This window comes from Delftia tsuruhatensis NBRC 16741 (genome assembly GCF_001571325.1).
In the GTDB taxonomy this organism is placed as follows: domain Bacteria; phylum Pseudomonadota; class Gammaproteobacteria; order Burkholderiales; family Burkholderiaceae_C; genus Comamonas; species Comamonas tsuruhatensis.
In genome coordinates this window covers 16,110-41,267 of record NZ_BCTO01000045.1, presented here as the reverse complement: position 1 = coordinate 41,267, position 25,158 = coordinate 16,110, and the positions used below count along the sequence as shown (strand labels likewise).

At 68.1% G+C, this 25,158-nt stretch carries 29 protein-coding genes; 13 read left to right on the top strand and 16 right to left on the bottom strand.

Translation table 11 applies throughout. The features are described from left to right. Window positions 1-27 precede the first annotated feature (27 nt). Genes DTS01S_RS21360 through DTS01S_RS21345 form a run of 4 tightly spaced genes read right to left on the bottom strand, consistent with a single transcriptional unit; the run spans window position 28 to window position 3,928 of the window. Complete coding sequence (locus tag DTS01S_RS21360; RefSeq protein WP_012205503.1) at window positions 28-1,191, bottom strand: acyl-CoA dehydrogenase family protein; 1,164 nt, start codon at window positions 1,189-1,191, stop codon at window positions 28-30. 57 nt (window positions 1,192-1,248) lie between these two features. Beyond that, window positions 1,249-1,644, bottom strand: coding sequence for a cupin domain-containing protein (locus DTS01S_RS21355; RefSeq protein WP_012205502.1), 396 nt, complete (start codon window positions 1,642-1,644; stop codon window positions 1,249-1,251). Then, entirely contained in the window at window positions 1,629-2,933 is a 1,305-nt protein-coding gene (locus tag DTS01S_RS21350; protein WP_017405550.1) for a CaiB/BaiF CoA transferase family protein, read from the bottom strand. Before DTS01S_RS21350 ends, DTS01S_RS21355 begins: the two co-directional genes overlap by 16 nt. An 11-nt stretch (window positions 2,934-2,944) precedes the next feature. Continuing rightward, entirely contained in the window at window positions 2,945-3,928 is a 984-nt protein-coding gene (locus tag DTS01S_RS21345) for a Bug family tripartite tricarboxylate transporter substrate binding protein (protein WP_026062419.1), read from the bottom strand. A 221-nt stretch (window positions 3,929-4,149) separates the two neighbouring features. On the opposite strand from DTS01S_RS21345, the gene DTS01S_RS21340 reads away from it, so the two are divergent. Beyond that, window positions 4,150-4,602, top strand: coding sequence for an SRPBCC family protein (locus tag DTS01S_RS21340; protein ID WP_061288705.1), 453 nt, complete (start codon window positions 4,150-4,152; stop codon window positions 4,600-4,602). Between the two features lie 100 nt (window positions 4,603-4,702). Continuing rightward, complete coding sequence (locus tag DTS01S_RS21335) at window positions 4,703-5,038, top strand: cupin domain-containing protein (RefSeq protein WP_016445980.1); 336 nt, start codon at window positions 4,703-4,705, stop codon at window positions 5,036-5,038. 11 nt (window positions 5,039-5,049) lie between these two features. On the opposite strand, the gene DTS01S_RS21330 is transcribed toward DTS01S_RS21335, so the two are convergent. Beyond that, a complete protein-coding gene (locus DTS01S_RS21330) occupies window positions 5,050-5,847 on the bottom strand; it encodes a hypothetical protein (protein WP_370671642.1) in 798 nt (265 codons plus the stop codon). A gap of 112 nt (window positions 5,848-5,959) precedes the next feature. Beyond that, entirely contained in the window at window positions 5,960-7,489 is a 1,530-nt protein-coding gene (locus DTS01S_RS21325) for an aminotransferase-like domain-containing protein (RefSeq protein WP_047219014.1), read from the bottom strand. A gap of 126 nt (window positions 7,490-7,615) precedes the next feature. On the opposite strand from DTS01S_RS21325, the gene DTS01S_RS21320 reads away from it, so the two are divergent. Beyond that, window positions 7,616-8,251, top strand: coding sequence for a LysE family translocator (locus tag DTS01S_RS21320; protein ID WP_016445977.1), 636 nt, complete (start codon window positions 7,616-7,618; stop codon window positions 8,249-8,251). A gap of 40 nt (window positions 8,252-8,291) precedes the next feature. On the opposite strand, the gene mnmH is transcribed toward DTS01S_RS21320, so the two are convergent. The 3 genes from mnmH to DTS01S_RS21305 form a co-directional block, all read right to left on the bottom strand. Further along, the gene (gene mnmH / locus DTS01S_RS21315; RefSeq protein ID WP_026062968.1) at window positions 8,292-9,356 is read right to left on the bottom strand and encodes a tRNA 2-selenouridine(34) synthase MnmH; all 1,065 of its coding nucleotides are present in this window, start codon (window positions 9,354-9,356) and stop codon (window positions 8,292-8,294) included. 240 nt (window positions 9,357-9,596) lie between these two features. Continuing rightward, on the bottom strand, window positions 9,597-10,715 hold the full coding sequence (locus DTS01S_RS21310; RefSeq protein WP_061288703.1) for a serine hydrolase domain-containing protein: 1,119 nt from the start codon (window positions 10,713-10,715) through the stop codon (window positions 9,597-9,599). Window positions 10,716-10,762: 47 nt separating this feature from the next. Continuing rightward, window positions 10,763-11,470: a retropepsin-like aspartic protease family protein gene (locus DTS01S_RS21305; RefSeq protein WP_061288701.1), complete on the bottom strand. Its 708-nt coding sequence runs from the start codon at window positions 11,468-11,470 to the stop codon at window positions 10,763-10,765. Between the two features lie 17 nt (window positions 11,471-11,487). Here DTS01S_RS21305 and DTS01S_RS21300 point away from each other — a divergent pair, with 17 nt between their 5' ends. Next, window positions 11,488-12,255, top strand: coding sequence for a DsbA family protein (locus tag DTS01S_RS21300; protein WP_061288698.1), 768 nt, complete (start codon window positions 11,488-11,490; stop codon window positions 12,253-12,255). A gap of 66 nt (window positions 12,256-12,321) precedes the next feature. Here DTS01S_RS21300 and icd read toward each other — a convergent pair whose 3' ends face one another. Beyond that, window positions 12,322-13,584 carry an NADP-dependent isocitrate dehydrogenase gene (gene icd, locus DTS01S_RS21295; protein WP_012205489.1) on the bottom strand — a complete coding sequence of 421 codons (1,263 nt, stop codon included), beginning with the start codon at window positions 13,582-13,584 and terminating at the stop codon, window positions 12,322-12,324. Window positions 13,585-13,793: 209 nt separating this feature from the next. On the opposite strand from icd, the gene DTS01S_RS21290 reads away from it, so the two are divergent. The 7 genes from DTS01S_RS21290 (at window position 13,794) to DTS01S_RS21260 (ending at window position 20,211) form a co-directional block, all read left to right on the top strand. Further along, window positions 13,794-14,015, top strand: coding sequence for a hypothetical protein (locus DTS01S_RS21290; protein ID WP_016445972.1), 222 nt, complete (start codon window positions 13,794-13,796; stop codon window positions 14,013-14,015). Window positions 14,016-14,230: 215 nt separating this feature from the next. Then, on the top strand, window positions 14,231-14,680 hold the full coding sequence (locus DTS01S_RS21285; protein ID WP_016445971.1) for a DUF192 domain-containing protein: 450 nt from the start codon (window positions 14,231-14,233) through the stop codon (window positions 14,678-14,680). 9 nt (window positions 14,681-14,689) lie between these two features. Further along, a complete protein-coding gene (locus DTS01S_RS21280; RefSeq protein WP_013802509.1) occupies window positions 14,690-15,061 on the top strand; it encodes a DUF2946 family protein in 372 nt (123 codons plus the stop codon). 98 nt (window positions 15,062-15,159) lie between these two features. Further along, on the top strand, window positions 15,160-17,367 hold the full coding sequence (locus DTS01S_RS21275) for a TonB-dependent receptor (protein ID WP_017405062.1): 2,208 nt from the start codon (window positions 15,160-15,162) through the stop codon (window positions 17,365-17,367). Window positions 17,368-17,381: 14 nt separating this feature from the next. After that, on the top strand, window positions 17,382-18,914 hold the full coding sequence (locus tag DTS01S_RS21270) for a PepSY domain-containing protein (protein ID WP_017405061.1): 1,533 nt from the start codon (window positions 17,382-17,384) through the stop codon (window positions 18,912-18,914). Window positions 18,915-18,937: 23 nt separating this feature from the next. Further along, complete coding sequence (locus tag DTS01S_RS21265; RefSeq protein ID WP_016445968.1) at window positions 18,938-19,429, top strand: MarR family winged helix-turn-helix transcriptional regulator; 492 nt, start codon at window positions 18,938-18,940, stop codon at window positions 19,427-19,429. Then, window positions 19,426-20,211 (top strand): DNA alkylation repair protein, encoded by a 786-nt coding sequence (locus DTS01S_RS21260; protein WP_017405060.1) that lies wholly within the window; start codon window positions 19,426-19,428, stop codon window positions 20,209-20,211. The genes DTS01S_RS21265 and DTS01S_RS21260 overlap by 4 nt, the downstream gene beginning before the upstream one ends. On the opposite strand, the gene fur is transcribed toward DTS01S_RS21260, so the two are convergent. The 6 genes from fur to DTS01S_RS21230 all read right to left on the bottom strand — a co-directional run bounded on the left by fur (window position 20,198) and on the right by DTS01S_RS21230 (window position 24,132). Next, window positions 20,198-20,647, bottom strand: coding sequence for a ferric iron uptake transcriptional regulator (gene fur, locus DTS01S_RS21255; protein WP_016454632.1), 450 nt, complete (start codon window positions 20,645-20,647; stop codon window positions 20,198-20,200). The genes DTS01S_RS21260 and fur overlap by 14 nt on opposite strands. A gap of 17 nt (window positions 20,648-20,664) precedes the next feature. Next, window positions 20,665-21,225, bottom strand: a complete 561-nt coding sequence (locus DTS01S_RS21250; RefSeq protein WP_016445965.1) for a gamma carbonic anhydrase family protein — start codon at window positions 21,223-21,225, stop codon at window positions 20,665-20,667. Then, a complete protein-coding gene (ykgO, locus tag DTS01S_RS21245) occupies window positions 21,222-21,371 on the bottom strand; it encodes a type B 50S ribosomal protein L36 (protein WP_013802515.1) in 150 nt (49 codons plus the stop codon). Before ykgO ends, DTS01S_RS21250 begins: the two co-directional genes overlap by 4 nt. A 44-nt stretch (window positions 21,372-21,415) precedes the next feature. Then, window positions 21,416-22,306, bottom strand: coding sequence for a GTP cyclohydrolase FolE2 (gene folE2 / locus DTS01S_RS21240; protein WP_016445964.1), 891 nt, complete (start codon window positions 22,304-22,306; stop codon window positions 21,416-21,418). A gap of 95 nt (window positions 22,307-22,401) precedes the next feature. Next, window positions 22,402-23,622 (bottom strand): zinc metallochaperone GTPase ZigA, encoded by a 1,221-nt coding sequence (gene zigA, locus DTS01S_RS21235; RefSeq protein WP_026062298.1) that lies wholly within the window; start codon window positions 23,620-23,622, stop codon window positions 22,402-22,404. Window positions 23,623-23,688: 66 nt separating this feature from the next. Beyond that, on the bottom strand, window positions 23,689-24,132 hold the full coding sequence (locus DTS01S_RS21230; protein WP_017405058.1) for a Fur family transcriptional regulator: 444 nt from the start codon (window positions 24,130-24,132) through the stop codon (window positions 23,689-23,691). A 315-nt stretch (window positions 24,133-24,447) separates the two neighbouring features. Between DTS01S_RS21230 and DTS01S_RS21225 the strand changes: the two genes are divergently transcribed. Both DTS01S_RS21225 and DTS01S_RS21220 read left to right on the top strand, forming a co-directional pair. Next, entirely contained in the window at window positions 24,448-24,657 is a 210-nt protein-coding gene (locus DTS01S_RS21225; RefSeq protein ID WP_016445961.1) for a hypothetical protein, read from the top strand. A 111-nt stretch (window positions 24,658-24,768) separates the two neighbouring features. Further along, on the top strand, window positions 24,769-25,116 hold the full coding sequence (locus tag DTS01S_RS21220) for an RNA recognition motif domain-containing protein (RefSeq protein WP_016445960.1): 348 nt from the start codon (window positions 24,769-24,771) through the stop codon (window positions 25,114-25,116). Window positions 25,117-25,158 lie beyond the last annotated feature (42 nt).

Genomic DNA, 25,158 nt, shown 5'->3' with positions numbered 1-25,158 from the left:
GGGGGAAGGCGCGAAGCGACCAAGGGGTCAATACGATTTAGGCAAGCCCAATACCTTTTCGGCGATGAAGCACATGATGAGCTGCGGGCTGACGGGCGCCAGGCGGGGGATCCAGGATTCGCGCATGTAGCGCTCCACGTGGTATTCCTTGGCGTAGCCCATGCCGCCGTGCGTGAAGATGGCGGTTTCGCAGGCCTTGGCGCAGGCTTCGGCTGCCAGGTACTTGGCGGCGTTGGCCTCGGCGCCGCAGGGCAGGCCCCTGTCGTAGAGGAAGGCGGCCTTTTGCACCATGAGGTGGGCCGCCTCAAGCCCCATCCAGGCCTGGGCCAGCGGGTGCTGTATGCCCTGGTTCTGGCCGATGGGGCGGTCGAAGACCACGCGCTCCTTGGCGTACTGGGTGGCGCGCGCCAGGGCGGCGCGGCCCAGGCCCACGGCCTCGGCCGCGATGAGGATGCGCTCGGGGTTGAGGCCGTGCAGGATGTACGAGAAGCCCTTGCCCTCTTCGCCGATACGGTCCTCGGCGGGGATGCGCAGGCCGTCGATGAACAGCTGGTTGGTGTCCACGCATTTGCGGCCCAGCTTGTCGATCTCGCGCACTTCGATGCGTTCGCGGTCCAGGTCGGTGTAGAACAGGCTCAGGCCTTCCGTGCCCTTGCACTCTTCCACGGGCTTGGTGCGTACCAGCAGCAGGATCTTGTTGGCGACCTGGGCGGTGGAGATGAAGACTTTCTGGCCATGGACCACGTAGACGTCGCCATCGCGCACGGCGCGGGTCTGCAGCTTGAGGGTGTTGAGGCCCGCATTGGGCTCGGTGACGCCGAAGCAGGCCTTGTCCGTGCCCGCGATCAGCGGGGGCAGCCAGCGGCGCTTTTGCTCGTCCGTGCCGAAGACGACGACGGGGTGCAGGCCGAAGATGTTCATGTGCACGGCCGAGGCGCCCGACAGGCCCGCGCCCGTGGCCGAGATGGTGTGCATCATCAGCGCCGCTTCGCTGATGCCCAGGCCTGCGCCGCCAAACTCTTCGGGCATGGCAATGCCCAGCCAGCCCGCGTCGGCCAGGGCCTTGTGGAAGTCGTGCGGGAAGCCGCCTTCATGGTCCTTGCGCAGCCAGTAGTCGGCATCGAAGGGTGCGCAGGCGCGCTCGACGGCGTCGCGTATCTGTTCCTGTTCTTCGTTCCACAGAAAGTCCATGGTGTGTTCTCCGTTGCTTGTAGCTGTTCGCTTGTTGTGTCTGTGGGGTGACGGCGCTCAGGCTGCCGGCCGGCGCACGCGCTCGGGGTTCTCGCCGTACGGCGGGCTGTAGAAGACCAGCAGGCGCACGGGCTCGGCGCTGGTCACGCGGAAGATGTGCATGCAGTCCTCGGGGAAGAAGCAGGTGTCGCCGGGCTGCATGGCAAAGCGTTCCTTGCCGTCCGGGGTGTCGATTTCCACTTCGGCCGTTCCGGCCAGCAGGTAGCAGGCCTGCTCCATGCCGGGGTGGGCATGGGGCAGCGCGCCGCCGCCCTGCTCCAGCGTGCCCAGCACCAGCTCCATGTGGCGCGCGCCCACGTTGGCGGCACTGACCAGGCGCCGGTTGACGGTGCCGTGGTGGTTGGCGGGGCTGTAGCCGGGCACGTCTTGTTCACGGATCAGGTAGCGGGGCATGGGCGGTTTCCTTCTGTTTGTGTTTGTGCTTGTGTTTGTGGTGGGGCGTCTTGCAGCGCGGCAGCCTGGCTGCAGGCGCGGCTGGCCTGCAGGGCGGCCAGTTCGGCCTCGGTCAGGCCCGCGTCGCGCAGCACCTGCAGGGTGTGTTCGCCCAGGCGCGGCGCGGGGGCGGCGCGTTCTGCGGGCGGCGTGGCGCTCCAGCGCGTGGGGCTGGCCGTGGTGCGCAGCCGGCCTTCGCTGGGGTGGTCTATCTCATGCACGAAGCCGGTGGCCTGGTGCTGGGGGTCGGCGATCAGGTCCTCGGGCGAGGCCATGGGCATGTTGGGCACGTCGGCCGCGTCCAGTAGCGTGCGCCATTCGGCGGTGGTGCGCCCTGCCATCAGCCGCGAGACTTCGGCGTAGACGGCATCGATGTGCAGCGCGCGCTGGCTGTGGGTGGCGAAGATGGGCTCGGCCATGCGCTCGGGCTGGCCTATGGCGTTGAAGAAGCTGTGCCAGTGCTTGTCGTTGTAGATGAGAACGCACAGGTGGCCGTCGCTGGTGCGATAGGGCCTGCGGTGGGCCGTGAGCAGGCGCGCATAGCCGGGGCCGCCCAGCTGCGGCTCGAACGACAGGCCCGCCATGTGGTCGCCCAGGATGAACTGGGTCATGGCCTCGAACATGGGCACGACCACGGCCTGGCCCCTGCCGGTCTTCTCGCGCGCATAGAGGGCGGCCGTGACGGCGTAGACCGCGTGCAGGCCGGTGACGCGGTCGCCCAGGGTCATGGGGGCATAGGCCGGCTCGCCGCCACCGTATTGCTGCGCCAACCAGGGCACGCCGGTGGCGCCCTGGATGAGGTCGTCATAGGCGGGCCGGGCCGCGTAGGGGCCGCGCTGGTCGAAGCCGCAGCAGCTCACGTGGATGATGCGCGGGTTGCGCGCTGCCACGTCCTCGTAGGCCAGGCCCAGGCGCGCCATGGCCTGGGGCCGCACGTTGCTGACCAGCACGTCGCAGCCTTCGGCCAGGCGCAGCAGGGCCTCGCGCGCGGCGCCCTGCTTGAGGTCCAGCACCACGGAGCGCTTGCCCTGGTTGGCCTGCAGGAAGATGTGGCCCATGGCGGGGTTGCGCATGGGGCCGACGTGGCGCATGTTGTCGCCCTCGGGCGATTCGACCTTGATCACCTCGGCCCCCAGGCCCGCAAGGATCTGGGTGGCAAAGGGGCCCATGACCACCGAGGTCATGTCCAGCACCTTCACGCCGGCAAGAGGGCCTTGCTGCCCTTGCTGTCCCTGCTGCGCTTCTTGCATGCCGGTCTCCCTCACTGCGCCTCGATGCCGGCCTGCTTGACCAGTTGCCCCCAGCGGGCCATCTGGTCCTTCACATAGGTGGCGAACTCGGCGGGCGTGGCCGTGGGCCAGACCTCGAAGCCGACCTGGGCCAGTTGCTCCTGCACGGCCTTGTCCTTGAGGATGGCCTGCAGCTCGGTGTTCAGCCGCTCGGTGATCTCGGCCGGCATCCCGGCCGGGCCGAAGATGCCGTTCCATGAGGTGATGTCGAAGCCCGGCAGCGTCTTGCCGATGGCCGGCACATTGGGCAGCAAGGTGGAACCCTTGGCCGCCGTGACGGCCAGGGTGCGAACGCGGTCGGTCTTGATCGTGCCCCAGGCCGAGCCCAGGTCGGCCACGTAGACCTGGATCTGGTTGCCCATGAGGTCGGTCAGCGCCTGCGGGCTGGACTTGTACGGCACCGAAGTGATCTGGGCGCGCGTGACGTACTTGAAGGTTTCCGAGGCGACCAGCGAGGTGCTGTTGGGCGTGCCGTAGGACAGGCGGTCGGGATTGGCCTTGGCGTAGTCGATGAGTTCCTGCACGGTCTTGGCCGGAACGGAGGGGTGGACCAGCAGCGCGAACGGCAGCTCGCCCACGCGCGCCACGGGCGTGAAATCCTTGACGGGGTCGTACTTCAGGCCCTTGACCAGCCAGGGGTTGGCCGAGTGCGAGGTGTTGGTGGTCATGAACAGCGTGTAGCCGTCCGGCTTGGCCTTGGCGACATGGTTGGCGGCGATCTGGGCATTGGCACCAGCCTTGTTGTCCACGATCACGGGCTGCTTGAGCCGCTCGCCCAGCCGGGTAGCCACCACGCGCGCCACGGCATCGGTTCCACTGCCGGCCGCGAACGGCACGACCAGGGTGATGGGGTTGGAGGGATAGCTGCCCTGGGCCTGCGCAGCGGGCGCTGCAACGACGGCCATGGCACTGAGAGCGCCAAGGGCCAGGGCCCTGCGCAACGGGGAATGCTTCATTTGCTTGTCTCCTGTTTCCTATGGAAAACGGCGCTGTGTATCCAGCGCTCGCCGCCATGGTGCGGGCGTCAATGATTCAAGTCCAATTCTTTAAAACCAAGCAAGGATTCGATTTATGAATCATTGAATCCCTCTTCAGCCTCCAGATCCCGCCTCTTGCACACGGACTGCATCGGTGCGAGGCTGGCAGCCTTGCACGACACCACGCCAAGGAGTTCCGCATGTCACACACCGTCCACACCATCCGGCTGCACCGCGTCCTCAAGGCGCCGCCGCAGCGCGTGTACCAGGCCTTCACCACGGCCGCTGCCCTTGCAAAATGGCTGCCGCCCCACGGCTACATCTGCGAGGTGCCCGAGTTCGACGCCCGGGTCGGCGGGCGCTACCGCATGGCCTTCGTCAATCTGTCCACGGGCGGGCGCAGCGGCTTCGGCGGGGAGTTCCTGGACCTGGAGCCTGGCCGGCTGGTACGCCATACCGACCGCTTCGACGACCCGCAACTGCCTGGCGAGATTATCACCACCATCACGCTGCGCGAGGTGTTTTGCGGCACTGAAATGGATGTGACCCAGGAAGGCGTGCCCGCCGTCATTCCCGCCGAGGCCTGTCACCTGGGCTGGCAGGAGTCGCTGCAGTTGCTGACCCTGCTGGTGGAGGCCAGCGTGCCGGGCTGAAACCCTGCACAAGCCCCTGCTGTCACACAGCTGCGGTTGATGGATTGCGGTGCTTCGGAGGACAATGGCAGTATTGCCCGCCAACGCCTGGAGGTCCGCCATGGCCACCCCCTTTGCACTGACCGCTCAAGCCATCGATGTCCTGCCGTTTGGTGCGCGGCTGGCGGGCGCCCGGACCTGTGCCCTGTTCAAGTCCCAGGACATGGAGGTCATCCGCGTGGTGCTGCGCGCCAGCCAGTCGCTGCCGCCGCACAAGGTGCCTGGCAGCGTCAGCCTGCATTGCCTGGAAGGCGAGCTGGAGGTGATGCTCGGCGAAAGCCGCCAGTCCCTGCAGGCCGGCCAGCTGATGCACCTGCCGGCCAACATGGCGCATGCGGTACGCGCCATCGAAGACACCTCCGCTCTGGTCACCATCGTTCTGTGTGACGAGTCCTGACGCCTGCCGCCTCAGCGCACGGGCAGGAACTGCATGAAGGGTCCCGCCACCAGTCCCTGCCCGTAGCCGATGAAGGAGCGCCTGTAGCGCTCGGTGGTGTAGTTGGCGATCAGGTCCAGCCGGCCGATGATCTTGCCCATCTCGCGCTCGAAGCTCAGGTTGCGCGCGTCGTCGCCCAGGTGGTTGGACAGCAGCAGCGGCCCGCCAGCGGCATTGCGCCGTGAGTTGAGTATCCAGTTGGCCACTTCCACGTTGCGCGCGGCGTTGTAGATCAGCTGCGGGTCCAGCCCATGGACCAGGGTGAAGCTGGTGCGCCCGCCGTGGGCCGTGATGATGGTGTCGGCCAGCGCATGGACGAAGGCGGCCACGCGGTCGCCCTTGAAGTCGGGCTGCAGCGCCAGCGAGAGCGAGGCCACGTCCTGGGCGCCGCGCAGGTCGGCCCAGGGCTGGCGCTCGGTGATGGCGATGCGCACGTAGGCGGATGCGGCCTCGCGGCTTTCGGCGGTTTTCTTCCACTCGGCGGGGTTACGCAGGTAGAGCTTGTCCATGATGCGCATCAGGCTGTCCAGGTTCTCCTTCATGGCCAGCGTGGCCATGCGGTTGCTGTCGGACTGCACGATTTCGCTGGGCTCGAACGAGGCGCCCTCCACCTTGCCGCGCGGCGCGGGCGTGTCGGCGCAGCCCGCCGTCAGCAGCAGCGCCAGCACGGGCGCCAGGCGGCGCGCCGCACCGCCTCCCGGTCGGGGCCGGCTGTCATTCACCCCGGCTCTGCGGCCAGCCTCCCCTGGCAAGACAAGCTCAATAGTCATCCCGGAACGATAGCAGCGCACTACCGGGGCCCCGAGGCCCGATGCCGTGTCTTACACGCCCTGGCGCCGGCAGCGTCAACCTCCCGTCAGGCAGTGTTGCTGCACCGTCCACTCATCCACCACCGCCCCGGTGCTGCGCCAGCAGGTGGCCAAGGATCTTCCAGGTCTGGGGCTGCTCCACCATGGGCACTGGAATGCGCAGCATGCTGCCCGCGGCCTGCCTGGGCGAAAACAGCAGGCCCGGCGCCAGCAGCAGGCCCTGCGGCGCGGCATGGCGGGCCAGCACCTCCGAGTCCACGCCGCAGTCCACCCAGGCGAACATGCCGGCCTGCGGTTCGTGCGGGGCGCGGCAGTCCAGGGCTTCGAGCATGCGCAGGCAGCGGTTGCGCGCGCGGTCCACGCGCTCGCGCAGGCGGTCCACATGCTTGCGGTACTGGCCGTCGGCCAGCACGCGGTGCACCACCTGCTCGCCCGGCAGCGCCGTGGTCAGGCCGCCCAGCAGCTTGAGGTCGGTCAGCCGCCGTATCAGGTCGGTGTGTGCCGCGACATAACCCACGCGCAGGCTGCCGGCCAGGGTCTTGGAGTAGCCGCCCACCAGGAGCACGCGCTGCAGCCGGTCCATGGCGGCCAGGCGCACGGGCACGCCGGGCAGGAAGTCGGAGTAGGTGTCGTCCTCGGCCAGGTAGAAGTCGTGGCGCTCGGCAATGCGCAGCACCTCATGGGCCACGCCGGCCGACAGGGTCTGGCCCGTGGGGTTGTGCACGGCCGTGTTCAGGATGAAAAGCCGGGGCTGGTGCTGGCGGGCCAGCCGCTCCAGCGCCTCCACGTCGGGGCCGCCGGGCAGGCGGGGCACGCCGACCACGTTCACCCCCAGGGCGTTGAGCCGGCCGAAGATGAGAAACCAGCCGGGGTCTTCCACCAGCACGGTATCGCCAGGGCGCACCAGGCTGCGCACGATGAGGTCCAGCCCCTGCGTGACACCGGCCACGGTCATCAGGTGGGCCTCGGGGTGGGCTGGCACGTCCTGGGCCTGCAGCACCGAGGCGATCTGCTGGCGCAGCGGCAGATAGCCCTGGGGCACGCCATAGGTCAGCAGGCTGGTGCCCGTGCTGCGGCCGACGGCGCGCAGGGCCGAGGCCAGCATCTCCTGGTCCAGCCATTCCGGCGGCAGCATGCCGGCGTCGCCCGAATGCTCCGTGCCTTCGCGGAACATGCTGCGCAACAGAAAGGCGGTATCGAATGCTGCGCCCTGCTCCAGCGTGGGCAGGCCCTGGCTGGCGCGCGGCAAGGCCTGGGCCGCGCGCCGGGCGCTGACGAAGACGCCCGAGCCGCGCCGCGAATGCACCAGGCCCTGGGCGGCCAGCCGGTCGTAGGCCTGGACCACGGTATCGCGGCTGACGCCGGCCTGCTGCGCCAGCGCGCGCACCGAGGGCAGCCGCGAGCCCGCGCGCAGGCCATGGTGGCGGATGAGGCTGCCGTAGTGGTCCACGAGCTGCTCGACCAGCGAGAGATCGGAGGAGCGCAGCGGACGCCAGGGCGCAGCGGCCTGGAAAGCCGTAGCGGAGGATGCACTCGATGTCTGCGGTGTCTGCTGTGCCTGCGCTTGCTTCGGCGTGGCTGCGGGATCAAGTGTCAGGGTCATGTGGGCAGGCCAGTTGGCAAATTGTTCTGGCAAAGTGTACTGCTACTGTACCGAACACTGCCATTAGCATGGCCTGACGGCGCCGCGGCCTGCGGCATGCGCAGACAGGGCGCCGGATGCCCTGTCATGCCTGTTGCCACCATGCCCTTCGATACCGCCCACACCTCGTTCCTGCTGCCACTGGCCATGTTCTCCTTCGTCAGCTCCGTCACGCCCGGCCCCAACAATGTGATGTTGACGGCCTCGGGCGCCACCTTCGGCTATCGCCGCACGGTGCCCCACATGCTGGGCATCACCGTGGGCGTGGTGGTCATGGTGCTGCTGGTGGGCGCGGGCCTGGGCGCGGTTTTCGAGCGCCTGCCGGTGATCTACACCGCGCTCAAGTACCTGGGCGCGGCCTATCTGGTCTGGCTGGCCTGGAAGATCGCGGGCAGCGGCGGCATCGACGGCGGCAACGCGGGTGCCCGGCCCTTCGGGTTCTGGCAGGCGGCGGCCTTCCAGTGGGTCAACCCCAAGGCCTGGATCATGGCCATCGGCGTGATTGCCACCTACACGCCGCGCGAGGATTTCTTCATCAACCTGGTGCTGGCCGCCCTGGTGCTGGGCATCGTGAACTATCCCAGCGTCAGCGTCTGGACGCTGTTCGGCAGCGCCGTGGGGCGCGCGCTGCGCTCGCCGCAGGCACTGCGCCGCTTCAACTGGTGCATGGCGGCCCTGCTGCTGCTGTCGCTGTATCCGGTGCTGGCCGACTCACACGGCTGATTCAAACGCCTGATCCACGCGGCTGCTTCATGCGGCTGCTTCATGCGGCCGATGCCCCATCCAGCGCCAGTATCTGGCGCGCCAGCGCGGTGATGCCGGCCTCGCTGAGGTCGTCGGCCTGCACCCTGCGGCGCGTGCGCCACTGCGTGAAATGCCGCTCCTGCGAGCGCTCGTAGTGCGGGTCGTAGTGCTGGACCATGAGCTCGGAGAACAGCGGCGAGAGGCTGCGCTCATGCGCCCAGGCCTGCCAGCGCGAGATGGTCTCCTTGCCCTGCAGCTCCTTGAGCCAGCCCAGCTTGTCGGCCAGCATCTGCGGATCGTCGCCCAGGTAGGCGTAGTCGCGCAGCAGGTAGGCCAGGCGCGCCTCGGGCGTGGCATCGAGCGCAATCACGGGCGACTGGCGCATGTGCTCGACCAGCACCAGCGGCAGGGACACGCGGCCGATCTTGGCGCTCTCGCCTTCCACGTACACGGTGCGTGCGGTGTCGAAACTCTCCAGCTGCTGGGCCAGCAGCGTCTCGAAGTATTTCTGGCTGGGCTGCTCCACGCCGGGCAGGTTGCCCAGCAAGGAGCCCTTGTGGCTGGCATAGCCCTCCAGGTCCAGCACCTGCTCGCCGGCCTCGGCCAGGGCATGCAGCACGCGGGTCTTGGCGCTGCCGGTGGCGCCGCACAGCACCTGCAGGCGCAGCTGGGGCACCAGGCGGTCGATCAGCTCGATCACATGGCCGCGATAGGACTTGTAGCCGTTGGCCAGTTGCTGGGCATCCCAGCCGACCAGGCGCAGCCAGGTGACCATGGAACCACTGCGCAGGCCACCGCGCCAGCAGTAGACCAGCGGCTTCCAGTTGGCGGGTTTGTCGGCGAAGGTTTCCTGCAGATGGCGCGCCAGATTGGCCGAGACCATGGCCGCTCCCAGGCGCTTGGCCTCGAAGGGGCTGACCTGCTTGTAGATGGTGCCGATCCGGGCGCGCTCCTCGTTGTCGAGCACGGGGCAGTTGATGGCGCCGGGAATGTGGTCCTGCGCGAATTCGGCAGGCGAGCGGGCGTCGATCAGGGTGTCGAATTGGTGGCGGTCGGCGATGCGGATGGGCTGGCGGTGGGACACGGGCAAACGGTGATCTGGCGATCATGCGGGAGGCAGAAACAACCGGCGCCATGGCCTCAGGGGCTCATGGGCCGGCACCGGAACCAGGAAAGTGGATCGAGCCTCGACACGCACCGGCCCGCCCCGCTTCGCGCCCTGCTTGCGCGAGCCGGGCATGCGGCCGACCTTGGAAGCCGGGATTCTCGCACGCCCGACGTGCCCGCGCTCGGCTGTCAGGGCAAGGCTGTCAACGCCAGGCAGTCAACGCAAGGCAGCGGCGATCAGGCCCTGCACGGCGGCCACGCGCTGCACCTGCTGGGGGCTGTCGTAGTTGCCCATGAAGACGGCATACACCAGCGAATGCTGGGGCACGACCACCAGCCGCTGGCCGCCCAGGCCGATGGCCATGTAGTACGCCAGGCCGGCGCGGGTCTGCCCCACGTACCAGTGGTGGCCGTAGCGCAGGCCGGGCCAGGCGTCCACGCGCGGCTGCATGGATTGCACAATCCAATGCCGGGGCACCAGCGCCCGTCCCTGCCATTCACCCTGCTGCAGCACCAGCTGGCCGATGCGGGCCAGGTCCCGCGCCCGCAGGCGCAGGCCGGAGGCGGCGGCCGCCTCGCCGTTGGTGCCAGGCGTCCACTCGGCCTTGTCGATGCCCAGCGGAGCAAACAGCTTGTGCCGCGCATAGTCCAGCAGCGGCATGCCGCTGCCCTGCGCGATCAGATGGCCCAGCAGGGCCGTCGCCCCGCCGCTGTAGCACCAGCGTTCGCCGGGCGGGGCGACGATGGGCTGCTCCAGCACGTAGCGGTAGCGGTCGCTGCTGCGCTCCATGGCGATTTCGCTGTTGCGCGGGTCGGAATACGGAAGGTCCTCGTCCCATTGCAGGCCCATGGTCATGCCCAGGGCGTGGGAGATGAGGATGGCGCGCCGGCGCCCATCGGCCGCCAGATCGCCGTAGGCGGGAAAAGACTGGACAAGGGGCGTGTCCAGCGCGGGCACCTTGCCCTCGGCCAAGGCCATGCCGTACAGCAGGCCGACGATGCTCTTGCTGACCGAGCGCACATCGTGCAGGGAGTCGGCGTTGAAGGCCACCTTGCCCAGCGGCTCCCCCCAGCGTTCGTCCTCGCCCTCGAAATAGCGCTCCAGCGCCAGCCGGCCGTGGCGCATCACGACGACAGCGTGCAGGTTCGCCAGTTCTCCGCTCTGCACGCCCTGGTCCAGGCGTTCGCCCAGGTCCTCGGCCAGGCCGGTGCCGGTGCCGGTGGAAAAGGCACCGCCCTGCCCCACGCTGGCACAGGCCGTGCAGCCCAGCGTCGCCAGGGCTGCGCCCGTCTGCAGCCACCTGCGCCTGTCGGTGCGAAAGCCGTTGTTTGTCATGTCCCTCTCCCTTGCTTAGCTAGTTAGTTACTTAGTTGCTTACGTACTTACTGCCTGGGCGAAGACCCGCTGCCGCGCGGATGGATCAGCATGCGGTCGCCGCGTATTTCCACATCGAACTGGCGCAGGAAGTTCTGGCCCAGCAGCGCATCCCTGTCCGTGCTGCCCGTATAGCCCGTGCCCACGCGCAGGCCGCTGACCACCAGGGAGGCCACGCGCACCTGATCGGCCACCACCATGCGGCCGTCGCGCTCGCCATTGGCGGTGCGAAAGCGAACCGGCTCGCCGCCGTCCAGGCCTGCGCGCTCGGCCAGCGGCTCGGTCACGCCGACCATGCTGGCGCCCGTGTCCACCAGGAACAGCACGGGCTGCCCGTTGACGGCCCCTTCCACGCGGAAATGCCCGTCACGGTCACGCGCAATGGCCACCGTGCCATCGGCCTGGACCTTGACGCCGGCCGGCTTCAGGTACATCTGCATGGCCCAGTACAGCACTCCCATGACCAGGAGCCAGAACAGCAGAAAACCCAGCATGCCGCGCCGGGCGACGGACTGGACACTGGGCTCGGCGGCCGGTGCAGAGGAAGCGGACGGGTCGGACGGATCGGACGGAGGCGGCGTGGACTTGAGGCGCATGGCAATGCAGACGGGATCGACGATGGCAGCACGGTGGCTGCACGGCGGCAGTCGCCCATTCTGCCTGCGGCCCTGCCCCGTCACGGGCAAGCCAATAGCCGCTACAGTGGGCGCCTTCATCACAGCCCGCTCCTGCCATGACCACGACCGCGCAGCCGCCCTTTGTCCTTCACTACATCTTTGACCCGCTGTGCGGCTGGTGCTATGCCGCCGCGCCCCTGGTCAAGGCCGCGCGCAGCGTGCCCGGCGTCACGCTGCGATGGCATGGCGGCGGCATGCTCACGGGCGCCCACACCCGCACCATCACGGCCGACTGGCGCGGCCATGTGATGCCGCACGACCAGCGCATTGCCGAGATGACGGGCCAGCCGTTCGGCCCTGCCTACTTCGATGGCCTGCTCAACGACCTGGGCGCCGTGCTGGACTCGGAGCCGCCCACCACGGCCCTGCTGGCCGCCGAGGAACTGGCGGGCCGGGGCCTGGACATGCTGGCGCGCCAGCAGCAGGCCCACTACGTGGAAGGCCGCCGCATCAGCGACCCCGCCGTGCTGCAGGAACTGGCCCGTGACCTGGGACTGGACGGCGAGGCCTTTGCCCAGGCCTTCCAGCGCTTGTCCGGCGCTGCCACCCAGGCGCATATCACCCAGGCGCGCGAATGGCTGAACCTGGCACAGGGCCAGGGTTTCCCGACCTTCGCGCTGGAGTTCGACCACCCCGAGGCCGAGCAGCCGGGCCAGCGCGCCATCCAGCGCATCGACATCGGTCCCTGGCTGGGAGATGCACAGGGATGGGCAACGCAGCTGGGCGAGTGGGTGCAGCAGGTGGCGGCCATCACCGCCGGCGAGCAGACCGCGCCCCAAGGCGAGGATTGCGGGCCCGATGGCTGTGCGCTGCCCAAGAGCTGACCCGTCAACGCCCGTCAAAGAAAAACCGCGCCCTGGCGCGGTTTTTTCATGGAGCGCGGGCTCCCGTCAATCCATCTTGGAGATCATCACCTCGCCAAAGCCGGAGCATGACACCTGGGTGGCGCCGTCCATCAGGCGGGCGAAGTCGTAGGTCACCTGCTTGCTCTGGATGGCCTTTTCCAGCGCGCTGATGACCAGGTCGGCCGCCTCGCGCCAGCCCATGTGGCGCAGCATCATCTCGGCCGAGAGGATTTCGGAGCCCGGGTTCACATAGTCCTTGCCCGCGTACTTGGGGGCCGTGCCGTGCGTGGCCTCGAAGCAGGCCACGGAGTCGGACATGTTGGCGCCGGGCGCAATGCCGATGCCGCCGACCTGGGCCGCCAGCGCGTCCGAGATGTAGTCGCCGTTGAGGTTGAGCGTGGCCACCACCGAGTACTCGGCCGGGCGCAGCAGGATCTGCTGCAGGAAGGCGTCGGCAATCGAGTCCTTGATGACGATGTCGCGGCCCGTGCGCGGGTTCTTGAACTTGAGCCAGGGTCCGCCGTCGATGGGCTGGGCGCCGAACTCGCGCGCGGCCAGCGCGTAGCCCCAGTCGCGGAAGCCCCCTTCGGTGAACTTCATGATGTTGCCCTTGTGGACCAGGGTCACGCTGGGCTTGTCATTGTCGATGGCGTACTGGATGGCCTTGCGCACCAGGCGCTCCGTGCCCTCGATGGACACGGGCTTGACGCCGATGCCCGAGGTCTCGGGGAAGCGGATCTTCTTGACACCCATTTCCTTGACCAGGAAGTCGATGAGCTTCTTGGCGTTGTCGCTGCGGGCCTCGTACTCGATGCCCGCGTAGATGTCCTCGGAGTTCTCGCGGAAGATGACCATGTTGGTCTTCTCGGGCTCCTTCAGCGGCGAGGGCACGCCCTTGAAATACTGCACGGGGCGCAGGCAGACGTAGAGGTCCAGCTCCTGGCGCAGCGCCACGTTCAGCGAGCGGATGCCGCCGCCCACGGGCGTGGTCAGCGGGCCCTTGATGGAGACCACGTACTCGCGCAGGGCCTGCATGGTTTCCTCGGGCAGCCAGACATCGGGGCCGTAGATGCGCGTGGATTTCTCGCCCGCGAAGACCTCCATCCACTGGATCTTGCGCTTGCCGCCATAGGCCCTGGCCACGGCGGCATCCACCACCTTGATCATCACGGGCGTGATGTCCACGCCGGTGCCGTCGCCTTCGATGAAAGGAATGATGGGCTGGTCTGGCACGTTCAACGACATGTCGGCGTTGACAGTGATCTTCTGGCCCTCGGCCGGCACCTGGATGTGCTGGAAGCGGTTCATGGGGACGGGTCTCCGTTGGCTGGTGCACGAGGCAAGAGTGAATGCCCGGAATGGGCACAAATTTGGTGCAGAAAATTCTAACGACAATCGGGTCGCCTTCCTGTCAACGGCGATACAGTCAGTGCGTTGAGCATCTGCGGTGCATCAACAATTTCGCACCGCTGTCTGGTTCAACTTGGCTTCTACCGCTTTTCTAGGAAATGGCATATATGAAAAAACTCCTCGCTGTCCTGGTCGCCGGTTCGTTTGCCGCAGGCGCCTTCGCACAGGCCGCCGCAGCACCCGAAACGCCGATGTCGGCTCCCACGGCCGCTTCCGCAGCTGCTCCCGCTCACACAGCCAAGAAGGCCAAGGTTGCCAAGAGCGGCAAGCATTCCGGCAAGAAGCACGCCAAGCGTTCCACCAAGAAGGCACACAAGGCCGTGGCCTGATCCAGGCGCCGGGATGCCCGCTGGCATCCCCTCAAAAAAAGCCCGCAAGTCAGCAATGCACTGCGGGCTTTTTGCCGCCCGCCCGGCCATGATGGCCCGGCCGGGCCGATTTTTGCGTCCGGCCACGCGCCCCCTGCGACAGAATGTGCAAGATGACGAAGCCTTCGACACCCCTCCACACATCCCTTTCCCGCCGCGCGCTGCAGCGGTTGCTCATGGCTGCCTGCCTGGCCGGCGCCGCCGTATCGGCAGGCGCACAGCCCCAGGGCAGCCCCCAGATGAACCTGCGCCGCGTGGAGTTGACGGCCGGAATCCACCGCATCGATGCCCAGGTGGCCGCCTCGGACCGCGAGCGCGCCATCGGCCTGATGTTCCGCCAGGACATGCCCCAGCAGGAGGGCATGATCTTCGTCTTCGAGGTGCCTGCCGTGCAGTGCTTCTGGATGCGCAACACCCTGCTGCCGCTGACCGCCGCCTTCGTGGCCGATGACGGCACCATCGTGAACCTGGCCGACATGAAGCCCATGACCGAGGACTCGCACTGCTCGGCCAAGCCCGTGCGCTATGTGCTGGAGATGAACCAGGGCTGGTTCGCCAAGCGCGGCCTGAAGGCCGGCGTCAAGCTGGGCGGCAGCCTGTTCACGCCCGCGCCCGCCAAGCCATAATCACGGCCCATGCAAGCGCTTCGCTCCTCGTTCTGGCTCACCCGGCTGATATTGGCCTGGTTTGCCGTGACGCTGGGCGTTGCCGTGGCTTCGCCCCTGGTCCATCCCCAGGGATTCGAGCTGGTCTGCACGGCCAGCGGCGACGTCAAGCTGGTGGCGCTGGGCGACAGCGCAGCCCCGGGCATGGGCCACCACCAGCTCGACTGCCCCATGTGCCTGCCCGCTGGCGCACCGCCGCCGGCCCTGCCGCAGATGGCCGTGCCCCACCAGCAGCCGCTGGCCCACGCGCTGCTGCCGCTGGTGGCGGCGCACATTGCCTCCGTCACACGCGCGCCGCTGCCGGCGCGCGGCCCTCCCCCGCTGACTGCCGTGTTCTCTTGAATCGCCGCCGGGCCTGCTGATGCGCGCCCGGCCCGCCTGCGCCGCATGCGCGGCGCAAGACCCGGAGTCAGTTCGTGAATTCCCTCCCCTTCCCCGCGATGGCAGCGCCGCTGCGCCTGCCTGCACCCCTCTTTCGCCCCCATCCCCTGGCCGTAGCGCTGTGCTGCGCGCTGGGCACGGCCTGGACGCCTGCCGCGCACGCGCAGGCCCTGGCCGAGGCGGCACTGCCCGCCGTCGAAGTCTCCGACCAGGCCACGGCCGACGCCAACGGCCTGCTGCCGCTGAACAAGACCGTGGGCACGGCCAGCCGCCTGGGCCTGACGGCGCGCGAGACGCCGGCCTCGGTGCACATCGTGGACCGCACAGCCATCGAGGCGCGTGGCGCCCAGGACACGCAGGAGATCCTGCGCTCCATTCCGGGCGTCACGGCCTACAGCCCGCCCGGCAACATCGGCATCAGCTACCGGGGCTTCGGCACGGGGTCGGTCAGCCAGCTGTTCAACGGCATCAACCTGCAGTACTCCATTGCGGCCCGGCCCGTGGACAGCTGGATCTACGACCGGGTGGAGGCCGTGGGCGGCGCCTCCGGCTTTCTCTATGGCGCAGGCGGCGTGGGCGGCACGCTGAACTACATCACCAAGCTGGCCCAGCGCGACAGCTTCACCGAAGGCCAGCTGCGCCTGGGCAGCTACGGGCTGAAGGAAGCCTCCGTCGGGCTGAACCGCCGCCTGGGCGATGCCACTGACAGCCAGGGCACCACCCATTACCTGCGCCTGGACCTCAACCACCGCGACGCCGGCAGCTGGGTGGGCGGCACGCAGTCGCGCTCCACGCAGCTGGCGACCTCGCTGCTGTCCGACCTGGGTGGCGGCCTGACGCATACCCTGGCCTACGAGGCCCAGCATGAGCGCGTGGACCGCCCCTACTGGGGCACGCCGCTGCTCAACCCGCTGCGCGGCCAGGCGCGCATTGACGAGCCGACCCTCGGCAAGAACTACAACAGCGCCGACGGCCTGTACGCCCAGCGCGTGCAGTGGCTGCGCTCCATCACCGAATGGCGGGCCAGCGACCGGCTCAAGCTGAGCAACACCTTCTACGCCTATGACGCGCTGCGCGACTACCGCAACGTGGAGACCTACCGCTTCACGCCCGAGAACACCGCGGTGGTGCGCTCGGCGGCGCTGCTGCAGCGCCATGACCAGCGCATGGTGGGCGACCGCATCGAAGGCAGCTACCTGGGCGAGCTGGCCGGCCGGCGCAGCGAATGGGCTTTTGGGCTGGATGTGAGCGTGAACCGGCAGACGCGCTTTCCGAACAGCCTGTCGGGCACGGTGAGCACGGTCAATCCCTACGATTTCACGACAGAGAACTTCTACGACATTCCCGGCATGGCGCCCGGCTTCAGGCCTGACCGCGACAACAAGGTCACCACGACCGCCCTGTACCTGGAAAACCGCACGGCCCTCACTCCTGCCCTGCATCTGCTGACGGCCCTGCGCCATGAACGCATCGATGTGGACCTGACCAACCGGCGCGATGTGACGCCCGCGCTGCCCGCCAGCTACAGCCGCAGCTATAGCCCGACGACCGGGCGCGTGGGCCTGGTCTGGGATGCCACGCCCGAGGCCAATCTCTACGCGCAGTTCTCCACGGCGGCCGATCCGCCGTCGGGCATGCTGATGGGCGCCTCGTTTGCCGATGCCATCAACAACACCGGGCTGACCACGGGCCGCCAGGTGGAGGCGGGCAGCAAGCTGTCGTTCTGGCAGGGCAAGGGAACGGCGGCGCTGGCGGTCTATCGCATCACGCGCCGCAACATCTCCACCCAGGACCCGCAGGACAGCACGCGCACGGTGCTGGTGGGCCAGCAGTCCTCGCGCGGGGTGGAGCTGTCCATGGGCCTGGCGCCCACGCCGCGATGGTCCATCCAGGGCAACTGGAGCCATGTGGACGCGCGCTATGACAACTACCAGCAAGGCGGCGTGTCCCTGGCGGGCAAGCGACCCACGAACACGCCCGCCAGCGTGCTCAACCTCTGGACCAGCTACCGCATCACGCCGGCGCTGGAGGTCAATGCCGGGCTGCGCCGCGTGGGAGGCATCTATGCCGATGCGGCCAACACGCTGTCCTGGCCCGCCTACACCCTGCTGGACCTGGGCCTGAGCTACCGCATCGACCCGCGCATGACCGTGGTTGCACGGCTGCGCAATGCCACGGACCGCGTCTACGCCGCCAGCCTGACCAGCACCATGGCCTACCTGGGCGCGCCGCGCACGGCAGACATTTCGCTGCGCGTGGCCTTCTGAGCAGGAGACGCACCATGCGCCTTCACCTCAAACGCTGGCTGTTCCTGCTGCACCGCTGGCTGGGCATTGCCCTGTGCCTGTTCTTTGCGCTGTGGTTTGTCTCGGGCATGGTGATGATGTACGTGGGCTACCCCAAGCTCACGCAGGCCGAGCGGCTGCGCCACCTGCCGGCGCTCGATGGCAACGCCGCCCTGCTCGCGCCCGCCGAGGCGCTGCGCGCGGCCGGCATCGACGGCCCGCTCAAGGACCTGCGCCTGCATGCCGGCAGCGCCGGCCGTGCCAGCTATCTGGTCACGCCCGAGGGGCGGCGCCAGCCCGTGGCCATCGATGCGGCCAGCGGCCAGGTGCTGCCCGCCACCAGCCAGGCGCAGGCCCTGGCCAGTGCCCGCGCCTTCGCGGGGGACGGCACGGGCCTGCACTACCTGGGCACGGTGGATGAGGATGCCTTCAGCCACTCGCGCGCCCTGGACATTCACCGCCCCCTGCACCGCGTGCAGATGGACGATGCCCAGGGCACGCTGCTCTACATCTCCGGCCGGACGGCCGAGGTGGTGCGCGATGCCACGCGCACCGAGCGCGGCTGGAACTACCTGGGCGCCTGGCTGCACTGGCTGTACATGTTCCGGGGCAATGCCTTTGATGGCGCCTGGGCCGACATCGTCAACGTGCTGTCGCTGGTCGGCATTGCCGTGGCCATCACCGGCACCGTGGTCGGGGTGATGCGCTGGCGGTTCAGGCAGCCCTACCGCAGCGGCCTGCGCACGCCCTACCCGGGCCGCGCCATGCGCTGGCACCATGTGGCGGGCCTGCTGTTCGCGCTGACCACGCTGGCCTGGATCTTCAGCGGCCTGATGTCCATGAACCCCTGGCGCCTGTTCGACACGGGCACGCCGCCACTGCACATGGCCCGGTGGCAACAGGGCCCGCTGCGCCTGACCGGGGACGACGCCACGCCGCAGTCGCTGATCGCCGCGGCGGGCGGTCCCGTGCGCGAACTGCGCTGGCTGCGCACCGCAGGCCGCACCGAGGTGCTGGCCCAGCCCGCAGCCGGCACACCCCTGGTGCTGGACAGCGCCAGCGCCGCGCCCGCAGCCCATTCGCGCGAGGCCCTACTGGACCGCGCAGCCGTGCTGATCGACGCACCCGTGCTGCGCAGTGAATGGCTGACCGCGCACGACCTGTACTGGTACGAGCGCGCCGAGCACACCATGATGGGCGGCCATGACAAGCCCCTGCCCGTTCTGCGCGTGGTCTTTGGCGATGCCGCGGCCAGCTGGGTGCACATCGACCCGCACACGGGCCAGGTGCTGGGCCGGCTGGACGGCATCCAGCGCCTCAAGCGCTGGCTGTTCGCCATGCTGCACAGCTGGGACTGGCTGCCGCTGCTGCAGCGCCGGCCGCTGTGGGATGCGCTGCTGCTGGCCTTCAGCCTGGGCGGCCTGCTGATGAGCGCCACGGGCGTGGTCATCGGCCTGCGCCGGCTGCGCAAAAAGCGCAGCCACGGAGCCCGGATGCCGGCAACGGCCAAGGCGGGCGCACATGGTTAGCCACCATACTGTATGCTTGCCACATGCAACTCGAACAGAAATACCAGGCCCTGCTGGCCGAGGCCGAGCGCCGCAAGCTGGACGACGTGGACAGCATGCGGCTGTGCTTCCAGACCCTGTCCCTGGCTGCGCGCATCGACCGTGACTGCGCCGCGCTGCTGGCGCCCCATGGCCTGTCCGAAGGGCGCTTCGTGCTGCTGTTCCTGCTGGAATCCGCCAGCGAAGGGCTGGCCCCCAACCACCTGGCCGAGCAGGCCGGCATCACCCGCGCCACCGTGACCGGCCTGCTGGACGGCCTGGAACGCGAGGCCCTGGCCGAGCGCCTGCCCGACCCGGCCGACCGCCGCGCGCTGCGCGTGCAGCTCACCGCCAAGGGCCGCCAGCTGGCGCGCAAGCTGTTTGCCCGGCACAGCCAATGGATCGCCGGCCTGTTTTCCAACCTGTCGCCCGCCGAACGCGGCCAGTTGGGAAAGCTGCTGGCCAAGGCCGCCGCAGGCTTGGAGGCCAGCGCATGAAGGCGCCCGCCCCCCGGCGCAAGGGCGCCAACCGCAAAGTCGATATCACTCCCGAACTGCTGCAGGCCCTGTCCCTGGGCGAGATCGAGACCGCCACGCTGACCGAAAGCCTGGCCGTGGACCAGGCCCGGCTGCTGCAGGCCGTCTTTCCCGACGCGTGGCCGCAACTGGAGGACACGGCGCAGGCGCTGGGCCAGCTTGGCATTCTCAAACGCATGGAGTGCATTGGCGGCCTGCTGTGGCAGGCGCTGGGCCAGGCCGGCTGGCAGCGCTGCCTCACGCACCGCTCTGACACGGTGCGCGGCTGGGCCTGCTTCATGGCCGGTGCGCAGCCGGGCCTGACCCTGAGCCAACGCCTGGAGCTGGTGCAGCCGCTGGCCGATGACCCGCATTTCGGCGTGCGCGAATGGTCGTGGATGGGCGTGCGCCCGCATCTGGCCAGCGATCTGCCGCAGGCTGTGGCCGAGTTGTCCCGGTGGACAAGGCGGCCCTCCGACCGCCTGCGCCGCTTCGCCAGCGAGGCCCTGCGGCCGCGCGGCGTCTGGTGCAGCCATATCGCGGCGCTCAAGCAGCAGCCGGAGATCGCCCTGCCCCTTTTGCAGCGGCTGCGCGCCGATGCCTCGCCCTATGTGCAGGACTCGGTGGCCAACTGGCTCAACGACGCGGCCAAGAGCCGGCCTGACTGGGTGCGCGCCCTGTGTGCGCAATGGCTCCAGGAATCGCCCGTGCCCGCCACGCGCCGCATCTGCGAGCGTGCGCAGCGCAGCCTCAAGGAGCGGTAGGTGCCTGCCGGCCCGCCAGCCGCTCGCAGTCGGGCTTGACGCAGCGCCCGTAGAGGATGTGGGAGTGCTCCACGATGGCAAAGCCATGCGAGCGCGCCAGCAGCTTCTGGCGCTGCTCGATCACCGCATCGTGGAACTCCTGCACCAGGCCGCAGCGTGTGCAGATCAGGTGGTCATGGTGCTCGCCGTCATCGAGTTCATAGACCGCCTTGCCCGCCGCAAAGCGCTGGTGCCGCAGCAGCCCGGCCTGCTCCAGCTGCGCCAGCACGCGGTAGACCGTGGCCAGGCTGGTGCCCCGGCCCTGGTCATGCAGCTGGCGATAGACCTCCTCCGCCGCCAGATGCCGCTGGTCCCCGTGGCGAAAGATGTCCAGCACCCACAGTCGCGCCAGCGTGGCCTTCAGCCCCAGGTTCTTGAGGTCAGCGGAATCGGACATGCAGCCCTCCCGGCCGGTCAGAACTCATTGTGGATGGCCTTGTAGCCGCGCACCAGTTCGTTGTTGGTGCGGACCACGTCCTCGGAGAAATCGCTGGCGTCGGCGGGCACCTGGGCCAGCGTGGACAGGTCGGTCTCCGGGCCTATGCGCGCGGTGGACGGCACATAAAAGCCTGGCGGCAGGTGGCATCCATCGACCACGGCGTTGTAGCGCACCACGCAGCCGTCATCGACCACGCAGTTGAACAGCACGCTGTTGAAGCCGATGAACACGCCATTGCCCACGGTGCAGGGTCCGTGGACGATGGCGCGATGGGCGATCGAGGTGTGCTGCCCCACGCTGACGCGCGCGCCCGACTTGGAGTGGATCACCACCCCGTCCTGGATGTTGGAGTGGGCACCGATCACGATGGGATCGATGTGGCCGTCCGCATCCATCTCGTCGGCACGGATCACCGCATAGGGGCCGATGAAGACGTTCTCCTCCACGATCACCAGTCCGCACAGGATGGCCGTGGGGTCCACGAAGGCGCTGGCATGGATGCGCGGCAGGTCGCCGCGCGGGTTCTTGCGGATCATCCCTTGCGCCTGTTCTTTGCGCCGCCCTGGCGGGCCTTGAAGCGCGGGTTGCTCTTGCAGATGACGTAGATGCGGCCGCGGCGGCGCACCACCTGGCAGTCTCGATGGCGCAGCTTGGCTTCCTTGAGGGACGAGAGCACTTGCATGGAAAACTCCTTGGGTTGTAGACAAACGGGGGCCGGCTCGCCGGTCATGCCCAGGACACGGCGTCGTGCGGATGCAGGCTCTCCATGTGGCGCACATGCACGCGCGGCTGGGCGTAGCTGCCTTCCAGCGCGGCCTGTATGCGGCGCGCCGCATCCTCGACAAACATCAGGTTGCGGCCGTTGAGCGCGGCAAAGGCCTGCTCGTCGGCGCGCTTGACGGCGGTCTGCACGGGCGTGCCCAGCGCCTGCTCCACGCGGGCGATCAGGGGCAGGATGCCCAGGTCGGGCGCATCACAGGCCAGGTCCACGCTGACCTGGGCCTCGCTGCGCTGGCTGTGTGCCGTGGCCAGCGTGCCGTGCCGGCGCAGCCAGGAAGCCACCTGGTCCGGCTCCACCAGCGGCTCGCCCGCAAAGGCCTGCAAAAAGCCCTGCTCCAGCAACTGGCGCGACAGTGCCGCCGAGCAGGGGCAGGTCGAGGAATAGCCCACGCCCACCTGCAGCCGCAGCTGGAACACGCCCTGCGCCAGCGTGGCGTCCAGGCGCACGGGATAGGACTTCCAGCCCGACAGATCGTGGGTGACCAGGGCGGGCCGCTGGGTCAGCAGGTCCAGCGACAGGCGCAGCCGGGCGCTGCGGCTTTGGCAGTCCAGGTGGCTGTCGATCATGGCCTGCAGCGCATGGCGCAGCGCCAGGGCAGACAGCGCGGATTCCTCGGCCAGGCTGTCCAGTTGCCGGTACAGCCGGGACATGTGTATGCCCTTGACATGGGCCGCAGGAAGATCGACCTGCACATCGGCACGCGCATGCAGCTCGCGCCAGTAGCCGGGCTCGGCCACGGTCACGGGCAGGTCTATGCCCTGCATGCCCACCCATTGCAGCGGGCTGAGGCTGGGCGCGGGATCGGTCAGGGAAACATCGGGAAGAGGTGCAAGCATTCGGGGCTCCAGGGGCCACGCCCGCGAGGGCGGCGCGGCAAGCGTTCAATGTCGGCTCAGGGCCGACTCAGGGCCGGCTCGGTACCGGCCGGGCATCAGTTCCATCCGGGAAAGGGGTTGTCCCACTGCGTCCAGGCCTGCGGGCCCATGGCCATTTCCGCATCGGTCAGCAGGCATTCGTCCAGGAGTGCGCGCAGCGCCTGCTCGTCCATGCCCATGCCGATCAGCACCAGTTCCTGGCGCGCGTCGCCCACGCCATCGACCCATTTGTCCAGGATGCGCTGCACGCTTTCGGGGTCGCGCGGCCAGCGCTCGGCCTCCACGGCGGCCCACCAGTGCCCGGCCGGCCCATGGCGGGCCACGGCGCCGGCCTGCGACCAGGAGCCGGCCAGCGCCGGATGGCTGGCCAGCCAGAAAAATCCCTTGGAGCGCACCACTCCGGGCCATTCGCTTTGCACCAGGCCGAAGAAGCGCCGGGGATGAAAGGGGCGGCGGGCGCGGTAGACAAAGCTGGCAACGCCATAGGCCTCGGTCTCGGGCTGGTGCGTGCCACGCAATTGCTGCAGCCAGCCCGGCGCCCTGGAGGCCTCCTCGAAATCGAACAGCCCCGTATCGAGCACGCGATCCAGCGGCAGCTGGCCGAAGGACGCGATCTCCAGCCTGGCACGCGGGTTGAGCCCGCGCAGGATGGCCATGAGCCGGCTGCAGTCCTCGTCGGTGACCAGGTCGATCTTGTTGAGCACGATCACATCGCAGAACTCCACCTGCTCGATCAGCAGATCGACCACGGTGCGGCGGTCCTCCTCGCCCAGCGATTCGCCGCGCGAGCGCAGGCTGTCACGCGAGCCATAGTCGTGCAGAAAGTTGAAGGCATCGACCACGGTCACCATGGTGTCCAGCCGCGCCACATCGCCCAGGCTGCGTCCGTCCTCGCCCGCGAAGGTGAAGGTCTCGGCCACCGGCAGCGGCTCGGAGATGCCCGTGGACTCGATGACCAGCTGGTCGAAGCGGCCCTCGCCCGCCAGCCGCGCCACCTCCACCAGCAGGTCCTCGCGCAGCGTGCAGCAGATGCAGCCGTTGCTCATCTCCACCAGTTTTTCGTCGGTGCGCGACAGGTCGGCCCCGCCATCACGCACCAGGGCCGCGTCGATGTTGACCTCGGACATGTCGTTGACGATGACGGCCACGCGCCGACCTTCGCGGTTGTGCAGGATGTGGTTGAGCAAGGTGGTCTTGCCCGCGCCCAGAAAGCCCGACAGTACGGTCACCGGCAATCGGGCATGCGGCGGCTGAACCGGCGCTACGGTATGCATCATGGAATCTCTCAAGCAGGGAAAGGGAGCACGCTGCTGGCACTGCAGCCGCGTGCGGCAGGCAGGGCCTCAGGCATGCAGCGCAGTGCAGGCAGAGCACTTGCCATGCAGCTCGATGTTCGAATGGGCCAGCGCAAATGCATGGCCATGCGCCCAGCTGCCCAGGCAGCGGTTGAGCGCGTCGTCGACAAACTCGTCCACCTGCCCGCAGCTGTCGCAGATCGCAAAGGCCGAGAAGTCATGGCTGCCCTCATCCGGGTGCGAGCAGCACACATAGGCGTTCAACGACTCCAGGCGGTGGACCACGCCCTGCTCGGCCAGCTTGTCCAGCGCGCGGTAGACCTGCGTGGGGGCGCTCAGCCCGTGGTCACGCAGCTGGTCGAGCAGTGCATAGGCCGTGCGCGGCGCACCGGCCTGGCGCAGGGCGTCGAGCACCCGTTGCTGGTTGGCGGTCAAAGGGGTGGGCATGGTGATTTCCTGTTCCAGAAAACGGTTGGCGATGTTGCGCCACATCAGAATTGTGACGTTATAACATAACAAAACAACGGCTGTCAGGCAGGTTTTTACAATTAAAAAGAATATTAAGTTGCGTTTAAATATTCAACAGGATATAGTCAGCACCGTTGTCGAGACCCGTACCCAGTACCTGAGTCGGCAACCACATCTCCCGCGCAACGGCTTGCCAGCCGCTTCCTGCAGGATGTGTTTCGCGACCTTTGTCGCCCAGTTGGTCTGTAGAGCTGCAGCCAACCGAGTTCCTAGATGCTCACGCAGGCCTTTTCAAGGCTGCGAACCTGACTGAACCACATTTCAAACACCGGCATTCCCATGGGCAAGTACGTCGTCTCGCCCTCGACACACCCGACCGACTGCGGCCGCTTCCGTGCCTCCTTCTCGGTCCATCGCTCCCAGGGCAACGGCAGCTACTGCCGCGTATTCCGTTTCGACAAGGCATTCGCCTCCAGCGAAGCGGCACGGCTGTTTGCCGTCACCCAAGGCTGGCTTCAGACCTGCATGCAGCACCCGCCTGCGTGCTGATGGCCCGCTTGCTGCGAACCCCTATCCATTTCCTGCGGCGGATTGCACAGTCCTCCGCCTGCATTCCAACGGTGCGCCCGTTTGCGCACATCTAAGCAAAGAGGTTTTCCTATGACCACCAAAATCTACGTGGGCAATCTGCCCTACTCCGTGACCGACTCCAGCCTGGAAAGCAACTTCGCCGAATTCGGCAGCGTGGCTTCCGCCAAGGTCATGATGGACCGCGAAACCGGCCGCTCCAAGGGCTTCGGTTTTGTGGAGATGGCTTCTGCCGAAGTCGCCCAGGCCGCCATCACCGGCCTGCACGGCATGTCCGTGGACGGACGCTCGATTGTCGTGAACCTGGCGCGTCCTCGAGAAGAAGGCCGCAGCTCGGGTGGCTACAGCCCGCAAGGCTATGCAGGCAAGCGTGCCGACGTCGGCTATGGCAATGGCGGCCACGGCGGCGGTCGCTACTGATAGCGTCCAATTCCAAGAAAACCGGCTCTTTGGGCCGGTTTT

What these genes read in the sequence shown, in the direction of transcription:
- DTS01S_RS21360 (WP_012205503.1), bottom strand. Translation starts at nt 1,191, where the DNA reads ATGGACTTTCTGTGGAACGAAGAACAGGAACAGATACGCGACGCCGTC.
- DTS01S_RS21355 (WP_012205502.1), bottom strand. Translation starts at nt 1,644, where the DNA reads ATGCCCCGCTACCTGATCCGTGAACAAGACGTGCCCGGCTACAGCCCC.
- DTS01S_RS21350 (WP_017405550.1), bottom strand. Translation starts at nt 2,933, where the DNA reads ATGCAAGAAGCGCAGCAGGGACAGCAAGGGCAGCAAGGCCCTCTTGCC.
- DTS01S_RS21345 (WP_026062419.1), bottom strand. Translation starts at nt 3,928, where the DNA reads ATGAAGCATTCCCCGTTGCGCAGGGCCCTGGCCCTTGGCGCTCTCAGT.
- DTS01S_RS21340 (WP_061288705.1), top strand. Translation starts at nt 4,150, where the DNA reads ATGTCACACACCGTCCACACCATCCGGCTGCACCGCGTCCTCAAGGCG.
- DTS01S_RS21335 (WP_016445980.1), top strand. Translation starts at nt 4,703, where the DNA reads ATGGCCACCCCCTTTGCACTGACCGCTCAAGCCATCGATGTCCTGCCG.
- DTS01S_RS21330 (WP_370671642.1), bottom strand. Translation starts at nt 5,847, where the DNA reads ATGACTATTGAGCTTGTCTTGCCAGGGGAGGCTGGCCGCAGAGCCGGG.
- DTS01S_RS21325 (WP_047219014.1), bottom strand. Translation starts at nt 7,489, where the DNA reads ATGACCCTGACACTTGATCCCGCAGCCACGCCGAAGCAAGCGCAGGCA.
- DTS01S_RS21320 (WP_016445977.1), top strand. Translation starts at nt 7,616, where the DNA reads ATGCCTGTTGCCACCATGCCCTTCGATACCGCCCACACCTCGTTCCTG.
- DTS01S_RS21310 (WP_061288703.1), bottom strand. Translation starts at nt 10,715, where the DNA reads ATGACAAACAACGGCTTTCGCACCGACAGGCGCAGGTGGCTGCAGACG.
- DTS01S_RS21305 (WP_061288701.1), bottom strand. Translation starts at nt 11,470, where the DNA reads ATGAAGGCGCCCACTGTAGCGGCTATTGGCTTGCCCGTGACGGGGCAG.
- DTS01S_RS21300 (WP_061288698.1), top strand. Translation starts at nt 11,488, where the DNA reads ATGACCACGACCGCGCAGCCGCCCTTTGTCCTTCACTACATCTTTGAC.
- icd (WP_012205489.1), bottom strand. Translation starts at nt 13,584, where the DNA reads ATGAACCGCTTCCAGCACATCCAGGTGCCGGCCGAGGGCCAGAAGATC.
- DTS01S_RS21290 (WP_016445972.1), top strand. Translation starts at nt 13,794, where the DNA reads ATGAAAAAACTCCTCGCTGTCCTGGTCGCCGGTTCGTTTGCCGCAGGC.
- DTS01S_RS21285 (WP_016445971.1), top strand. Translation starts at nt 14,231, where the DNA reads ATGGCTGCCTGCCTGGCCGGCGCCGCCGTATCGGCAGGCGCACAGCCC.
- DTS01S_RS21280 (WP_013802509.1), top strand. Translation starts at nt 14,690, where the DNA reads ATGCAAGCGCTTCGCTCCTCGTTCTGGCTCACCCGGCTGATATTGGCC.
- DTS01S_RS21275 (WP_017405062.1), top strand. Translation starts at nt 15,160, where the DNA reads ATGGCAGCGCCGCTGCGCCTGCCTGCACCCCTCTTTCGCCCCCATCCC.
- DTS01S_RS21270 (WP_017405061.1), top strand. Translation starts at nt 17,382, where the DNA reads ATGCGCCTTCACCTCAAACGCTGGCTGTTCCTGCTGCACCGCTGGCTG.
- DTS01S_RS21265 (WP_016445968.1), top strand. Translation starts at nt 18,938, where the DNA reads ATGCAACTCGAACAGAAATACCAGGCCCTGCTGGCCGAGGCCGAGCGC.
- DTS01S_RS21260 (WP_017405060.1), top strand. Translation starts at nt 19,426, where the DNA reads ATGAAGGCGCCCGCCCCCCGGCGCAAGGGCGCCAACCGCAAAGTCGAT.
- fur (WP_016454632.1), bottom strand. Translation starts at nt 20,647, where the DNA reads ATGTCCGATTCCGCTGACCTCAAGAACCTGGGGCTGAAGGCCACGCTG.
- DTS01S_RS21250 (WP_016445965.1), bottom strand. Translation starts at nt 21,225, where the DNA reads ATGATCCGCAAGAACCCGCGCGGCGACCTGCCGCGCATCCATGCCAGC.
- ykgO (WP_013802515.1), bottom strand. Translation starts at nt 21,371, where the DNA reads ATGCAAGTGCTCTCGTCCCTCAAGGAAGCCAAGCTGCGCCATCGAGAC.
- folE2 (WP_016445964.1), bottom strand. Translation starts at nt 22,306, where the DNA reads ATGCTTGCACCTCTTCCCGATGTTTCCCTGACCGATCCCGCGCCCAGC.
- zigA (WP_026062298.1), bottom strand. Translation starts at nt 23,622, where the DNA reads ATGATGCATACCGTAGCGCCGGTTCAGCCGCCGCATGCCCGATTGCCG.
- DTS01S_RS21230 (WP_017405058.1), bottom strand. Translation starts at nt 24,132, where the DNA reads ATGTGGCGCAACATCGCCAACCGTTTTCTGGAACAGGAAATCACCATG.
- DTS01S_RS21225 (WP_016445961.1), top strand. Translation starts at nt 24,448, where the DNA reads ATGGGCAAGTACGTCGTCTCGCCCTCGACACACCCGACCGACTGCGGC.
- DTS01S_RS21220 (WP_016445960.1), top strand. Translation starts at nt 24,769, where the DNA reads ATGACCACCAAAATCTACGTGGGCAATCTGCCCTACTCCGTGACCGAC.